The organism is Stieleria tagensis (genome assembly GCF_024129865.1).
Lineage (GTDB): Bacteria > Planctomycetota > Planctomycetia > Pirellulales > Pirellulaceae > Stieleria > Stieleria tagensis.
Genome location: NZ_JAMYFE010000031.1, coordinates 24,398 through 41,001 on the forward strand (window position 1 = coordinate 24,398; position 16,604 = coordinate 41,001).

General features: G+C 56.4%; 8 protein-coding genes. 3 read left to right on the top strand and 5 right to left on the bottom strand.

The features are described 5' to 3' along the window. Positions 1–34 precede the first annotated feature (34 nt). Together NHH03_RS06435 and feoB are read left to right on the top strand one after the other, a co-directional pair. A complete protein-coding gene (locus NHH03_RS06435) occupies positions 35–271 on the top strand; it encodes a FeoA family protein (protein WP_253154936.1) in 237 nt (78 codons plus the stop codon). Next, positions 268–2,406 carry a ferrous iron transporter B gene (gene feoB / locus NHH03_RS06440; protein ID WP_253154937.1) on the top strand — a complete coding sequence of 713 codons (2,139 nt, stop codon included), beginning with the start codon at positions 268–270 and terminating at the stop codon, positions 2,404–2,406. The genes NHH03_RS06435 and feoB overlap by 4 nt, the downstream gene beginning before the upstream one ends. A gap of 258 nt (positions 2,407–2,664) precedes the next feature. On the opposite strand, the gene NHH03_RS06445 is transcribed toward feoB, so the two are convergent. The 5 genes from NHH03_RS06445 to NHH03_RS06465 form a co-directional block, all read right to left on the bottom strand. Continuing rightward, entirely contained in the window at positions 2,665–3,843 is a 1,179-nt protein-coding gene (locus tag NHH03_RS06445) for an HD domain-containing phosphohydrolase (protein WP_253154939.1), read from the bottom strand. A gap of 183 nt (positions 3,844–4,026) precedes the next feature. Further along, positions 4,027–6,177 carry a site-2 protease family protein gene (locus tag NHH03_RS06450; protein WP_253154940.1) on the bottom strand — a complete coding sequence of 717 codons (2,151 nt, stop codon included), beginning with the start codon at positions 6,175–6,177 and terminating at the stop codon, positions 4,027–4,029. 4 nt (positions 6,178–6,181) lie between these two features. Next, positions 6,182–8,026: an efflux RND transporter periplasmic adaptor subunit gene (locus NHH03_RS06455; protein ID WP_253154941.1), complete on the bottom strand. Its 1,845-nt coding sequence runs from the start codon at positions 8,024–8,026 to the stop codon at positions 6,182–6,184. Between the two features lie 51 nt (positions 8,027–8,077). After that, the gene (locus NHH03_RS06460; RefSeq protein WP_253154942.1) at positions 8,078–8,821 is read right to left on the bottom strand and encodes an efflux RND transporter periplasmic adaptor subunit; all 744 of its coding nucleotides are present in this window, start codon (positions 8,819–8,821) and stop codon (positions 8,078–8,080) included. Between the two features lie 412 nt (positions 8,822–9,233). Beyond that, positions 9,234–11,033 (bottom strand): TolC family protein, encoded by a 1,800-nt coding sequence (locus tag NHH03_RS06465; RefSeq protein ID WP_253154943.1) that lies wholly within the window; start codon positions 11,031–11,033, stop codon positions 9,234–9,236. Positions 11,034–11,351: 318 nt separating this feature from the next. Here NHH03_RS06465 and NHH03_RS06470 point away from each other — a divergent pair. Next, positions 11,352–16,604: DUF4347 domain-containing protein (locus tag NHH03_RS06470; protein WP_253154944.1), on the top strand; the 5,253-nt coding region annotated here is incomplete at its 3' end.

The window sequence follows — 16,604 nt, forward strand, 5'->3', positions numbered from 1 at the left end:
CGCCGCCTTTATGGAAGGTTGAATATCGATGCCCATGGTCCAGGCCCCATCGTTGACGCTGGCTGATGCCAATGCCGGTCGGTTTCGTTGCGAACAAGTCCTCGCGGCGGGCTTGGACGCCGTCCGACTGAAGCGATTGGGGATTTGCGCCGGCCGGGAATTGGAATTGATCGGCCGGGGAGATCCGATGGTGGTTCGCATCGGCGAGTCACGTATCGGACTTTCGCGACAGCTCGCTTCCCTTGTCACGGTCGAAATACAAGTCCCTTGAACTGCTCGACTGCGACACCGAAAAGCGGTTCCCCTGACACCACCCACACTCCGATTGTGTTGTTGGTCGGCAACCCCAACGTCGGCAAGACATCTCTATTCAACGCCCTTGCCGGGATGCGTGCCAAAACGGCCAACTACCCGGGCATCACCGTTGATTTGCGCAAAGCCGCGTTGAAGGTAGCGTCGGTCGACAACGATCCCCGCTGTCAAGCGAGCACGCAAATTGAGCTGGTCGATTTGCCGGGTCTGTACAGCATGGAACCGGCCAGCCCGGAAGAGGAAGTGGCGGCCCGCTGCATTCGAGGCGAACTGTCCGATCAGTTGGGTGATCGCCCCAGCGCGGTGGTGGTGGTCGTGGATGCCACCAACGTTGCCAGAACGTTGGTGTTAGCGAGCGAGGTCTTGGAACAAAACCTTCCAACGATCGTCGCGGTCAATTTGATCGACGCCGCGGATGCAGCGGGCACCAAAATCGAATTCGATGATTTGCGTCGCCAACTCGGCTGTCCAGTGATCCCGGTCAGTGCCCGCAAAGGGCGTGGCTTGGCCGAGCTGCGCGAAGCCATTTATACATTGACCAAACCGGCCGAATCCGTGCTGCCGATTGCGCGCCAGTCCTGTGTGGCTGGATGCACAGGCTGTCCCTACGCCGCCCGCTATGACTGGGCCGACGGAGTGGTCAAATCGTCGGTTCAGCAAGATCCGCGAAAAGGCGTGAAACTGGAATGGCTGGACAAGCTCTTGACTTCCAAAGGGTTTGGCTTGATCGCGTTGTTGTCGGTGATGTTGGCCGTGTTCTTTCTGATTTTCTCGCTGGCTGACATCCCGATGTCGGCGATCGAAGACGGATTCGGATGGATCGGCGGTGTGGTCGACGACCTATTGCCCACCGAACCGCTGTCAGCCGCCCTGTGGTTCCCGATCGCCACTGGCATTTCACTGGCGGTGTTCGCCGGTGCCTATTGGTTAAACGGCACCCGCTGGACACGCGTCTCGACACTGATCGCCGTTGTCGTCTCGGTCTTGGTCGGCTGTTTGCCGCTAGACGATTTTCGCTCGCTAGCGATCGACGGAGTGGTCGGTGGGATCGCTGGTGTCGTGGTCTTTTTGCCCCAGATCTGCATCCTGTTTTTCTTCATCACCTTGCTAGAAGACTCGGGCTACATGGCCCGGGGTGCGTTTGTGATGGAACGAATCATGCGTCGCGTCGGACTGCCGGGCAAAGCGTTTGTGCCGATGTTGTCCGCCCATGCTTGCGCGATCCCCGGGATCATGGCGGCGCGTACAATTGAAACCTGGCGCGACCGACTGGTCACGATTCTAGTGTTGCCGTTGCTGACCTGCTCGGCTCGATTGCCGGTCTATGTGATGGTCGCGGCACTGCTATTTGGCGACAGCCCTTGGAAAGCATCGGTGATGTTTGCAGCCGCCTACATCCTGGGTCTGGTTGCCGCGTTGGGCACGGCGTTCGTTTTGAAAAAGACGGTGATCCCCGGCGAAGCCGCACCGTTGGTATTGGAGTTGCCACGCTACCGTTTGCCCAGTTTGCGCAACGCCTGGTTCACAACACTCGATCGTGCGACCGTGTTCTTGCGACAGGCCGGTACCACAATCCTGTTGATTTCGGTGGTCCTGTGGGCCTCTGCCACCTATCCCAAATTGCCCACGGATGTGTCGTACCCGACCGAGCGTGAGCATGCTCAGGCCGCTTTGGCAAACTCCTTTGCCGGAAAGGCAGGTCGGCTGGTCGAACCGATTTTTGCGCCGCTCGGTTTTGATTGGAAGATCGACGTTGGCATCATCACGTCCTTTGCCGCCCGCGAGGTCTTGGTATCGACGCTATCGATCGTGTATGGATTGGGCGAAGACGGTTCGGAGGAACCGTTGGGACTGGTCGAAACGCTACGTCGTCAGACGCGGCCCGATGGATCGCTCGTGTTCTCAACCGCGACGGGTTTGAGCCTGCTGGTGTTCTTTGTGCTAGCCATGCAATGCCTGCCGACACAAGTCGTGACCAAACGCGAAACAGGCAGCTGGAAATGGGCTGTGTTCCAATTTATTTACATGACCGCGCTGGCCTATCTGACTGCGTTGATCGTGTACCAATCGCTGGCCGCAGCGGGCTACGCCTAGCTCAACAGCGCACGTTGCATGGGATGTCAACCAAGACCACCGCAACGTGCAAGTTTTGAAGTGACGCTTTCGCGTGAGGCATTTTTTTTGGTAACCCGACGCGTCAGCGAGGGATCCCGTTAACACGCTAAATCCCTCGCTAACGCATCGGGTTGGGATAAAAGCGCAACTTCAAAACTAACGCGTCGCGCTTGTGATGAAAGCCACTCGTTTGCGCGTCGCCCTTGACTGGGCTGGCAAATCGTCGTCGGCACAGATTCAGGCGTCGGAAAGACTGATCACGACTTCAGCCACTTCGTCGATACGAGCCAGAAATGCGTCCAGCACACGGGGATCAAAATGTTTCCCGCGCTGCTCCAGCATGATGCCGACGCATTGCTCCAGCGGCAGCGCGTCTTTGTAGCAGCGTTTACTGCTGAGGGCATCAAACACGTCGGCCACCGCGGTGATCCGACCTTCGATCGGAATCTGATCCCCGACCAAACCATCCGGATAGCCTTTGCCGTCCCAGCGTTCGTGGTGTGTTTTGGCGATCGCAGCGGCGGTACGCAGCACCGGCGACCGAGTGACCGGCGGCTGACAGTGCAGCAGAAACGGCTGACTTTCATCACTCGGTTGCGCCTTCAGAATACGTTCACCGTATTCGCAGTGGCGCTTCATCGTTTCAAACTCTTCTTCCGTCAGTTTCTCGGGCTTCAACAGAATCGAATCGGCAATCGCAATCTTTCCGGCATCATGCAAGATCGCTGAATGCTCCAGCAGATCCGCTTCGGCTTCGCTATAGCCCAACTCTCGCGCAATGATCCCGGTGAACCGGCCCACACGAATGACGTGATTCCCCGTCTCTTGGTCACGATGCTCTGCGGCACAGGCCAATACATGAATGACTTCTTCACGCGACTGCGCCAGGTCCGCGGTGCGCTGTGCGACTTCGCATTCCAGCCGTTTGGAATAGGCCGCCATCTGGTCATGATGAGCTTTTAGAACCAACGAATTGCGAACTCGAGGCAGCAGTTCGGTCGGCTTGACAGGTTTGTACAAAAAGTCCGTCGCGCCCAATTCGAGCGCATCAATTTTGGTTTGCTCGTCGGTCGACGCAGTGACGATCAATACCGGAATATGAGTCAGTCGACTGTCCGAGCGGATCGTTTCCAGAATATTCAATCCCGTCACGTGCGGCATCAGCACGTCCAAGATCAGGATGTCTGGCTTGGCCGACTGAACCAGCCCCACCGCCTCGCGAGAGTCGCTGGTCGTCACAAAATCACGATAGCCGGCTGTTCGCAGATACTTTTGAATCAGCTTGATATTGATCGGTTCGTCATCGACCACCATCACTCGTCCCGATTTGGTGCTGAGTGTGTCTTTTGTCAACGACGCCAAGGGCACAACCGGTGCCGGCGTGATCGCTGAATAGGAGGTGGAGGTCACAGTCATCGAAGATTCACACGTTGGAGTGCGTCATTTCACGAGTCGATCTAGTCGTCAAACACTAAGTTAAGATGCAGCGGGAGCCTGTTCATCGTGCATTCCCCACCGGTATTTAAAACCTGTTTCGCCCCACCGGTCGCATAACCGGTATGACCCCCAATCGCCTGCCGCTGCGAACCTACTGGCGGACTATTCACCCCAACTCCCAACAGAGTGGTACAAGTGGCTTGCAATCGATTCGCTGCCCAATCCCAAAGACACGCTTGCACGTTGACCACTGCGCAGCTGAGCACTCTGGTGCGGGCCGAGCGGCACGATGCCTTGAAAATGGGGTGCCAACAACTCGAACTCGGTTTGGTTCGCCGTCCCCCGCGGTCGATCGGCATTGAGAGCGACCGGTTTGACCGCCAATGGGCCGCCATTGTTGGTCAGCAACGCCGGATGAATCGTTTGAGTGGTCGCGCGAGGAATGATGCTTTTTAACGTCGAACTCTGTGTCGGAATCCCTGCGGCGCGGTAGCGAATCGGTTGTTGTAAATGATCTCGAAATCGATCGTATTCGGTTTGTGAAATCATCAGTCGCAATTCCTTTTGGGACTCTTGACCGATCACCAAGATCTCATCGCCCTGCTGGACATAGGTCCCCAGTCGGTGAAGCAACCCGCGGCAAACGATCACCCCCGGTCCACTGGCTCGAATGGTTAGCGCGTCGACCTGCAGTTGCATCTCGCCAAGTTGTTTTTCCAGCGCCGCTGATTTGGATGATTCTCCTTGCGCACCGGCCCGCTTGCCCTGGCGTAACAGTTGACGTTGGCGGACCTGAGACTGCGCAATTTGAAATTCCAGGTCTGCCGTCTTATTCGCCAATTCTCGGTTGCGCAATTGAATCAATACATCACCTGGCGACACCTGTTGTCCGGGCACGACATCGATCCGCTCAACCATTCCGGCCACTTTGGCACGAATGATTTCGTGCGGTGCATACTCCACGACAGCCGGCGTGCTGCCCCACCGGGGCCAGGGGCACCCGAACATCACGGCGCTGATCATCACCGCCGACGCAACCGAAATCAGTGCGAACCGAAGGCGTGCCAGATTTGTTGCGCTGCGGAGGCGTTTCAGGCCCTGCCAGAGAGGCACTCCGATCCAACAAGCCGCCGCTGCGATTGCCAGCACCGTTCCCAACCCATGGAACAATTTAGCCGCTGCAGCGACCAGCCCGACACAGACGACTGCTTTCCAAATCAGCGCCAGCACACCATAGATCGCGACGACCAAACGATAGCGGTTGCTCCAATTCGGATAGCAGATTGCATCGCCCAAGAAGCAACGCCGCAGACTGTTTGACAAGAATTGTTGACTATCCACGTACAGGTTTGGCATCCGTGCCCAATCGGTCATCACAAAGTAGCCGTCAAATTTCATCAACGGATTGGCATTGAACACCAGTGTCGCCAAACCGACCGACAACATCACACCGACACAGGCGTGTTGCACGAGCGGCGATTGGCTGAACATCCAGATCAACATCGCCAGAGCGGCGACCAACATTTCGATGTAGATTCCGGCAACGGCGACATGAATCCGTTGCCAGCGTGAGCGCAGCCGCCAAACAGAACTCACATCCACATAAGCCAAGGGGGCAAACAGAATGAACAGCACCCCCATCTCGCCAACGTTGACGCCGTATCGTTTACAGACCAGTGCGTGCGCAAATTCATGAACCACTTTCAATCCGATCGTGACACACGCCAAAAAGAGCATGCTGGACGGTGAAAACAGTGACTCTGACGATCGATTCAGAGCGTTCCAGTTAGCCAGCACCAGCCAGCCACAGACGAACATCAACAGGCACACCAGCGCGCTCGCCCACGGACTAAACAGCCAACCGATCCAAGGTTGAATCCGGCTGACCAAACGATCCGGATGTAAAATCGGCACTTGAATCGCGATCGGATTGGCACGCTGTCGCAGTTGTTGGCCACGATACTGCTTTGCCGATTGGTGCAACCGTGATGCCGACTGCGACGAATCCGTGTGAGCCAGTTCGCTGGAAACCAACCAACGACACAGATCACCAGCGTCCGACTCGCTGAGTGGCTGATCGGGAAACTGTTCACAGAGGGTCGCGTAGGCTTCGGCAATGTTTCGGTCATCGCACAACAGACACGCCAACGCGTATTCCATTTTGCCGAGCCGATAGTACGCACCACTAACGGGATCTTCGATGATCACATGCGGCCGCCGAGCGTCGTCGCTGGTCGTCACCGCCAGATCACGGCGGAACCGCAAGCGAGCCGTGCTCAGGTCACACGCAAAATGTTCTCGAGAACCCGTCATCGCGCTACCACCACAACGCTGTCACAACAGCATCCCAAGCCCGGTGTAACACAATCCATCCTAAACGCCGCGTTCCACAATCAATTTTGACACTGCCCTTCATTCCAGGGCGTAACAGACCGGTGTCATTTTCTAATTCACAATCCGCGACAAAAACGTTCTCGTTGTCACGGATTTCGCTGCGTGGACTGATCTGTCGGACACGACTGACCCAGCTCAGATGCGGGTAAGCATTCAATCGCAGTGTCACCGACTGGCCCAAATCAATCAACGCAACCTGCTCCTCTGTCACAGCGGCTTCGACCAACATCCGATCCAACGGCGCAACTTCGAACAACGTCTGGCCTGTCGTCAACGGAGCGCCGCGGACGCGTTTTAGATCGCCGGTGACGACCATTCCAGCGACCGGACTACGAAGCTCGAGTTCGCCCAAACGGTGATCCAACAGATTCAATTCCGATTGCAAACGATCGGATTCAAGCTGTGCAATCCGTTGATCGGCATACGCCCCGGATGCTTGGGCGGCGTTGCGCTTTTTCACAGATTGCTCGAAATCGGCTTGCAGTGCATCCCGTTTCCAAGTCAGTTCTCGTCCATCCAGTTTTGCCAACACATCGCCCTGCTGAACGATGTCGCCAGGTTCCACCGTACACTCCTGCAGGATCGCGTCAAACGGCGCGGAAACAAACCGCCGCTGGCTCGGTTCGATCCGTACATCGCAGGATTCACGATGCGGCACCGGCATCAACAATGCCAATACCAACGTTGCCAGGGCGGCCAGTGACACAAGTCCAGCATTGGATCGGATTCGCTTAATCGCCCGTCCGATCACGGTGGCATTGCGGCTACGAAGTGACGCCGACAACAACTCACCCAGCGACGGCTGGGCGGCGCTGAAGAACCGCTGCGTCGATTCGACCGCTACGCCGGGTTCGATCACCGCAATCAGGCCGCCACAAACCGATCGGCATTGGTCGCGTAGGGGCACCACCACAATCGTTGCCGAAAGCTGACGCGCCAGTTGGGTTGCCGCTTGCGTGCCCGCAGACGACTCGTCGTCTTCCGTCGCGACGACAATCTGGTCGAACATCAACGATTCATCGATGGCGTTTTCATAGTCTCGTGTCAATGCGGCAGTGACATCAATCCGAGTTGCATCGGACAGTGAAACCAACCGACAGGGTGACGCTTCGGAAGCACGCAAACCGATCGCTGCGCGTCTCAGGTCCAAATAGTCAGCCAATTCGCTGACAATCACTTGGCTAACCGCGCGCGCGCCACTGGCAACAAGGGATTGTTGCAACAATTCGACGATCGCAGCCGCATCGCTGGCGAGATCCGTTTGTCGTTTCAGATCGCGACGGATTCGCCAGATCGAAAACTGGGCGACCAGAACCAGCACATCCGCGATCGCATCGACGGATGGTTCAGTGCCACTGACAATCAATCCGATCGCATTGTGATCGGTGGTACTGGTTTCAACCGGAAACGCCAGCAACATGCGACGTGGCATCAGTTGTTGACGCCTCTCGAGACGGCCCGATCCGGCACTTCGTTGACACAGCATTGTCAATTGATGGGTCAACGGGCTTTCAGTCGTGACAGTATCAGCCGTTGTCGCCTGCGGTGGCAATCGCGAACGCAGCGATGTCAGTTCGGCTTCGACGACGGATCGGCCGCTTTCAAAACAGACGACTACATCCGCACTGAGAATGCGATCCAATTGTGAAAGAAGAATTCGATGGGCATCTTCAATCGTCTGCGCTGGATCAAACGCAGACACCAACGAATCCAAATCCTGCAAGCCATTTCCGGGGGCGCAGTTGCCAGTCACAATCGTCTGTGCCAAAGACGTTGTATCAGCCGGATTTGCAGGGGAGATCTGTGTCGCCACGTCAAACTAGTCCTGAATCTGGATCGTGCACCGAGCTCCACTGCGGTACCGGCCCTCAGTATTCTCAATCCGGATTTTGACCAGTACTGTGCCGCTTTCCGCATCGGTGACCGGTGCGACATAAGACACGATTCCCTTGACCGACTGGCCCGATTCGATCATCGACACGTGAATCGATTGCCCCTGGCGCAGTGTGGCGGCGTGCGGACCGATCATGGCAAAGGTCGCCAACAAGGTGTCGATTTGAACAAGCGTCACGATCTCTGGCGAAATCGGCGCGACATACTCGCCGGGTTGTTTGTGCAATTCCGTCACGACCCCATCGATCGGCGAATGGATCACCCGTCGACCGATTTGAGTGGCCAGCCGTTCGTATTCCAATCGGCGTGTTTCGAGTTCTTCGGTGTTGGCCTGGAAATTGGCTTGGGCAACTTTCAATTCCTTTGCCGCGCGATCGATTTCTGACTGCCGCGCATGTCCCGACAATCTCAACGATTGAAGTTTCTCCACCCGCTGGGTCGTTAGCTCCAGTTCTGCTCGCGCTGCATCGAGTCTACCGGCGGCCGTCATTTGCTGTTTCGCGATCTGCAACTGGGCCTGATGAACCTGGCTGTTGAGCCGCATGATTGGCTGCCCCTGCGTCACCACCTGGCCTTGTTGCACCAGGAGTTCAGCAATCGTACCGGACTCATCGGAAGCGACTTCGATCGTCCGCAGCGGCTCGGTATAGCCTTCTAATTCGGTGGCCAACGTGGAATGACAGCACAGGAGACCGCATAAAAGCGAGCCTAGCTGCCATCCAAAACGTGACTTCGACAGTGAGTGATTTCGAGCAGACATTGCGTTTTAGAAAAGCACGGAACGGAAGACCTGTTGGCAAACCTAGGTTGCAATTAGGCCTTTCGCCATCGTGTTCTGAAGTTGCGCATCTGCGTCAGGCATTGGGTTTTTGTTACCCGACACGTCAGTTTTGAAGTTGCGCTAAACTGCCTTGCCAATTCAAATCGTTCGGCATATTGTCACTTCGATCCGTTCACTCTCACTTGGAAAAGTGAAATAGAAATGCGTTATTTGAAGCCTGGCGTGGTGGTCTGAATCCCGGCGGATCCAGCTACGGAAAAGCACACGACAATGACTTGTTGCGCTGCGGCGCCGTGTCGGGCTAGTACGGAACTGCCGGTTGGATCTGTAATAACGATCCGGTGGCGCGTTTTAAACGCGTGGTGCTGAGGGCATAGTCGATTTGCGATTGAGCAAATTTGACCTCTTCGACGAGCAACCGATCCTGGGAATTCAATAGATCGTCCAGCAATAGGTTGGACGAATCCCCTTCACCTGGCAGTTCACGCCAACGCCTGGAGATCAATTCCATGTAGTCTTCGGCCGATACCATGGCGATGTAGCGAGCGTTCATTTCGCGATAACTGGTTTCGACCTCACGCACAGCCGCAGCGACCTCGGCGTGCAACTGCTGGATCGTTTGACTCATTTGATCCGCCAGTTGGCGCAATTCCGCCTGCCGTCGCTGGACGTTGGCCTTTGCCGCTCGTCGATACAGTGGCACCTCAAACAGCAACCCTGCCGAGTAACTTGGCTCGCCGACACTGAATTGATCCACCCAGGATTGACTGATGTCGTTTTGCCCGCGCAAGCCGCTGACATAGGTCTCCAGCACCAAGTCCAACATCGGTAACATCTCATTGCGGGCGATGCGCATGCGAACCCGTGCGGCATCCAACTGCCGAGCCACTTGGTTTATCTCACTGCGCTGTTGCAGTGCGGTGACGACGGCATCTTCAAGCGAGACCGGGAAATAGGCCAGACTTGGTGGCCGGGCAGGGATGATCTCCAATGATTGATCCTGTGTCAGTTCAGGCGAACTCACCAGCACCCGCAACTGATCTTCCGCATTGCGAATCGCAGTGACCGCCCGCGCCAGTTCTGACTTTCGTGTAGCCACCGCCGCCTCGGCCCGTTTGACTTGGCTGGTCAATGCATCCAAGTCTTGGCGATTTTCCAACCAGTCATGGATTGCGGTGGCCAGTTCCAGATGACGGATTCGCAACAGCAGCGAAGTCCGCTGGAAGTACAAATTCCACATCGCTTCATTGACCGCCAACAAATGGTCTTGGACCACTGTGGTCGTGTTCTCGATTGCGATTTGGGTGTCGATCTTGGCAAGCACGATCAGGCTGCAATTGATCGCTTTGCCAGCACCGTTTAACAGCGGTTGATCAAAGCTGAGCGTCAATCGGGAATTTCCCTGATTGGCCGGCGTAAAGAACTGCGAATTGCTGTCGCGCAGTCCGATCTGTTGGCCGATTTCGAATTGCGCACCGGTTTCGGTTCTGCGCCGTAGTCCGCCAGACATTGAAAAATTTTCTTCACGCAATCGATCTCGATTCACACCGGCTTCCAGCGAACTGCCAGTGGGAACACTCGTGCGAACGAATCGCGATTCGACGAATGCCGTCGGGTCAAATTCAGCAGCCGCACGAGTGATACTGGTGTTCGCAATCGTGACGTTTTCGTTGAGTGCAGCGATCCGCGGACTGTGACGCAATGCCGACAGAATCAACATGTCACTCTGCACCACCATCGAATACGGCGATAGCTGAAACGATTTCGTCGCGGTCGCTTCCCACCAGGGGTGATAATCATCGGCCAATGCGGGTGCGGTATCAGATGCGTGCAGATACTTGTGTACCGTTCCCACATCGATCTGGGCTGTCGCCTGACCGCCAGCGATCGTAGATTCCATCGCCTTTGCCTGCGCAGAGCCCTCTTTCTCTTGGGGGGATTCCAGCGCATCCGCTGGACTCTCCAGTGGTGAAGCGGCAAGCCATGCTGGTTTGATCGAATCTTTGCTCTCGACTTTCTGGTCCGTTTGGGCATGCAGCAACCCAGCCGCAAACCAGTTTGCCGCCACCGTCAAGCTCAATAGACTCAAACGTATAGTCATTACTTGATCCCATCGGCGATCCACAGGTCTTCCGGTCGCCGCACACCGTGCCAACCGAGTTGCTTTCTTTGTTAGGGGCCGGACAGGTCGGATAACCCGAACACCTTCACCGTGTTTACAAATCGGCGTGAACCCCAATGGCTTCGCCGTTACTTCTCTCGGCACATCAACGGTGCCCCGCCAAGCGAGCAGTTTCTGACCTAGGGTTACGTGCACGGGTACAGCATGATGGACGCCTACGGTCCTGGAGGGGGCCCCAGCACACATCCGTTACGTCAACCTTCGCACTCTACTCACGTCGACCTTTGAGTTCTCCGCATGACTTGGCTTCACCGCAAATCGATCACCCCCACGAATGTGGTTGAATCCGATCGACGTGCGATTGACGCAGCCGTCCTGGAACGCAGGATCTTGTTTAGCGCCACTCCGATCGCGCCACCGATCGCCGAAGAACCAGCCGTTGAATTGCCACAAACCACGCTGGAACCAGAGACAGCCCCCCCGTCGAATCAATCAGCGCCAGACGCGACACCGTCGGCCTCTCAAGAAAGTTCGACCGAGAAACGGCTCGAACTGGTTTTCATTGATGCTGGTGTCGGCGACCACCAGCAACTAATCGACGATCTACAACTTGACGGCGAACATCGCGATCTGGAGGTCTATCTGTTAGACGCCTCTCGAGACGGCATCGAACAGATCACCGAGATTCTCTCCAGCTATGACCAAGTCGACGCGGTGCATGTTTTATCACATGGAAACGACGGCAAATTGCGATTGGGTGATTCCGTTATCCAAGCGAACAACTTGGATGGCTACGCCTCGGATCTGGCCTCCTGGCAATCAGCCCTCAGCGGGGAAGCCGACGTCTTGATTTACGGGTGCAATGTTGCCGAAACCGATTCCGGACGAACATTGATCCAGGCCCTTTCGGTGCTGACTGGAGCCGACGTGGCTGCATCAAGTGACGACACCGGGCATATGCTGCGGGGAGGAAACTGGGATCTGGAATACCAAACGGGCCTGATCGAAACCACCAGCACCGTCAATGCATTTAGCAACAATGATTGGATCGGCTTGCTAGCTGCCCCTGAAATTTCAGCGACCGACGAACTACGAACCAACACGACAACCGCAGGCGATCAACAAACTCAGCAACCTCAACAAACCGTCGCAGTCGACGGGGCTGGAAACAGCATCGTGGTCTGGGTCGACAGCAACGCCGACGGAGATGGCAGCGGGATTTTTGCACAGTGGTTTGATTCGGCAGGCGTCAAACAGGGCTCGGAATTTCAGGTCAACGCCGACGCCACGGGAAACCAGTCTCAGCCGGTGGTCACGGTTGACGATTCCGGACGCTTTGCCATCGCTTTTGTCTCCAGTGACGGTGACGGCAGCGGAATCTATTTGCGGAGGTTTGATTCCAGTGGCAACGCGATCGATACCGCCGACTTGCTCGTCAACGCTGGTCAGACCGTGGGCGAACAAACGAACGTTTCAATCGCCAGCAATGACTCCAACCAGATTGTGTTGTCATGGCACAGCAGCAACGCAAGCCAAGGGATTTTCGCTCGCAATTTTGATTTCACCTCGGCCGCAGCGGGCAACCAATTGTCGACGTCACTGCTGGCAATCGACTCCGCTGCCACCGCCACCGATGCAGCGATCGACATCAACCAAAGCGGACGTTTTGTTGTGGTCTGGAAAGACGGGGCGGATCTGCTCGCTCGACAATATGATTTTGGATCCGATACCGCGGTGGCCGCGGCACTGGATCTAAGTCTGCCATTCCAAACCGGACAAAATCCCGCGGTCGCAGTGATGCAGAACGGCGACTTTGTCGTTGTGGCTCAATCGGAAACCGTTTCGACCGAAGGCATTTGGCAACGATTGATTCACAATGACGGATCGATGGAATCCGTCCTGCAAATCAGCAACGACATCACCGCGATGGATCCATCGATCGATCTGGATGACAACGACCAGTATGTCATCAGCTACTCAAAAGCCGATGCCGACGGACGGGGCGTTTTTTACCAGGGATTCGATTCCAGTGGCCTGACGATCGCCACCGAGCAAGCGGTCAATTCAACGACCGCCGGAACGCAATCCAATGCCTCAGTCGCAATTCACGACGTTAACAATCTAGTCGTCGCCTGGAGCGGCAACGGGACCCGGGGCGGACACGACGATTCGTCCGGCGTTTTTCTGCGCCAGTTCCATAATTCAGATCCTGTCGTCGATCTGTCCGCAGGGACACCTTATCTAATCAATGAAGGCGACTCGTTGATTTTGGACGGTTCGAATTCGACTGATTTTGATGCCGATACAATCAGTTTCGCTTGGGACCTGGATAACGATGGCGTGTTCGGCGAGATCGGTGAACCGGTCACGGCGTCGGCGTCGGTTGACTGGGCAACTCTGGTTGGCTTCGGAATTGATGATGATGGAACCTTCCAGATTGGGCTGCGCGTCCAGGATGGCAAGGGCGGCCAAGACATTGGAACGACCACCGTGACGGTTGAGAACACCAGACCGACGATCACCGTCACAGGGTCTGGAAATGCCACCGCAAACGAATCACATACACTCAATCTGGCCGTTTCAGACCCCGGCGATGACAACGTCTCCCTGTGGCGAGTTGATTGGGGCGATGGCACCGTCGCGTTGTATTCAGGCAGTTTGACCAGTGTCTCGCACACCTACACCGTAGCCGGACTAACGCATAACATTCTGGTTTCGGCAATCGATGAAGATGGACGTTGGTTTGATGGAAACCTCTATTTGGGATCCGCCAATGCCAATCCATTGCTGCGTTTAGACCCTCTCAATGGCACGTTGGAGTTGAGTTTGGGATTGTCCTCTCTGTTTGAACAGGGAGGTGCCGACATCCTGTTTGGCCCCGATGGAATGTTGTATGCCAGCAGCTACCTGTCGGACAATGTGCAACGATTTGATCCGGTCACTGGAACGTTAATCAATGAGTTCGTTGCCGCCGGCAGTGGCGGTCTCGACCGCGCAACCGGCATCGCATTTGGACCGGACGGCAACCTGTATGTCGCCAGCTACAACACCGACAGCATCCTTCGCTACGACGGAACCACAGGTGCCTTCATCGACGAATTTGTCGCTTCGGGATCAGGGGGTCTAGATGGTCCAACGGCACTTTCATTTTTCGCCGACGGTGACCTATACGTCTCCGGCGGAAACTCCGACAACATCCTCCGCTTCGATGGGGAAACCGGGGCACTGGTCAGCGAGTTCATCACTGCCGGATCCGGCGGGTTGGATGGCGCCGAATCGTTCGCCTTCGGCCGCGACGGGAACCTTTACGTCGCCTCCTACAACACTGACCAAATCCTGCGTTTCAATGCTACGACCGGGGCATTCCAAGACGTCTTTATTAGCGCGGGACTAGGCGGCCTCGATGGCCCGATCGGAGTCGCATTCGGGCCAGACGATTTGCTTTATGTCACCAGCAGCCTGAGTGACACAGTGCTCCGCTATGGCAGTTTTGGCAATTTGATCGACGTTTTCGTACCCGATTCGGCCGGAATTAGCAGTCCCTCCGGTATTCAATTCACGCCCAGCGGGGAAGTCACAGTCCTGCCGCAAAACCAAGCCCCACAGATCGACCTGGACGATGACAACTCCAGCGGGGCCACCGGTGCTGACTATGACGCGGCATTCAACGAGGGTGGCGGCGCCGTCTTGATCACCGATTCCAGCGACGCGATCTTGACTGACGTGGACAACGCAACCCTCAGCTCACTCACGATCACCATCACCAACTTGCTCGATGGCGGGAACGAAACGCTAACCGCCGACACGTCCGGCACCAGCATCACCGCCAGCTACGTTGGTGGAACACTAACACTCAGCAACATTGACAGCGTCGCCAATTACCAGCAAGTGCTGCGAACGATTCGCTACGACAATAGCTCCCTCAATCCAGACACGACAACACGCCTAATCCAGTTTGTCGCCAACGACGAACAAACAAATAGCAACGTCGCCACCGCCAATGTCACAATCACGGCAAACAACAACGCACCGACCATCGACCTGGACGATGACAACTCTAGCGGGGCCACCGGCGCAGACTATGTCGCAGCGTTCAACGAAGGTGGCGGCGCCATCTTGATCAGCGATTCCAGCGACGCGATCTTGACTGACGTGGACGATGCGACCCTCAGTTCACTCACGATCACCATCACCAACTTGCTCGATGGTGCGAACGAAACGCTAACCGCCGACACCACCGGCACTAGCATCACCGCCAGCTACGTTGCTGGAACGCTAACACTCAGCAACATCGACAGCGTCGCCAATTACCAGCAAGTCCTGCGAACCATCCGCTACGACAACAGTTCCCTCAATCCAGACACCACAACACGCCAAATCCAGTTTGTCGTCAACGACGGCCTGTCGAACAGCAACGTCGCCACCGCCAACGTCACGATCGCGGCAAACAACAACGCACCGACCATCGACCTGGACGATGACAACTCCAGCGGGGCCACCGGCGCGGACTATGACGCAGCGTTCAACGAGGGTGGCGGTGCCGTCTTGATCAGCGATTCCAGCGACGCGATCTTGACTGACGTGGACGATGCGACCCTCAGTTCACTCACGATCACCATCGCCAACTTGCTCGATGGTGCGAACGAAACGCTAACCGCCGACACCACCGGCACCAGCATCACCGCCAGCTACGTAGCTGGAACGCTAACACTCAGCAACATCGACAGCGTCGCCAACTACCAGCAAGTCCTGCGAACGATTCGCTACGATAACAGTTCCCTCAATCCAGACACGACGACCCGCCAAATCCAGTTTGTCGCCAACGACGGTCAGTCAAACAGCAACGTCGCCACCGCCAACGTCACGATCGCGGCAAACAACAACGCACCGACCATCGACCTGGACGGTGACAACTCCAGTGGGGCAACCGGCGCTGACTACGACACGGCGTTCAACGAAGGTGGCGGCGCCGTCTTGATCACCGATTCCAGCGACGCGATCTTGACTGACGTGGACGATGCGACCCTCAGCTCACTCACGATCACCATCACGAATCTGCTCGATGGCGGGAACGAAACGCTAACCGCCGACACGTCCGGCACCAGCATCACCGCCAGCTACGTTGCTGGAACACTGACGCTCAGCAACATCGACAGCGTCGCCAACTACCAGCAAGTCCTGCGAACCATCCGCTACGACAACAGCTCTGTCAATCCAGACACAACGACTCGCCAAATCCAGTTTGTCGTCAACGACGGACAAACAAATAGCAACGTCGCCACCGCCAACGTCACGATCACGGCAAACAACAATGCACCGACCATCGACCTGGACGGTGATAACTCCAGTGGGGCAACCGGCGAGGACTACGACACGGCGTTCAACGAGGGCGGCGGCGCCGTCTTGATCACCGATTCCAGCGACGCGATCTTGACTGACGTGGACAACGCAACCCTCAGCTCACTCACGATCACCATCGCCAACTTGCTCGATGACGGGAACGAAACGCTAACCGCCGACACCACCGGCACCAGCATCACCGCCAGCTAC

Excerpts from the sequence above, each read along its gene's own strand:
- NHH03_RS06465 (WP_253154943.1), bottom strand. The coding sequence starts at position 11,033 with ATGACTATACGTTTGAGTCTATTGAGCTTGACGGTGGCGGCAAACTGG.
- NHH03_RS06450 (WP_253154940.1), bottom strand. The coding sequence starts at position 6,177 with ATGACGGGTTCTCGAGAACATTTTGCGTGTGACCTGAGCACGGCTCGC.
- NHH03_RS06445 (WP_253154939.1), bottom strand. The coding sequence starts at position 3,843 with ATGACTGTGACCTCCACCTCCTATTCAGCGATCACGCCGGCACCGGTT.
- NHH03_RS06435 (WP_253154936.1), top strand. The coding sequence starts at position 35 with ATGGTCCAGGCCCCATCGTTGACGCTGGCTGATGCCAATGCCGGTCGG.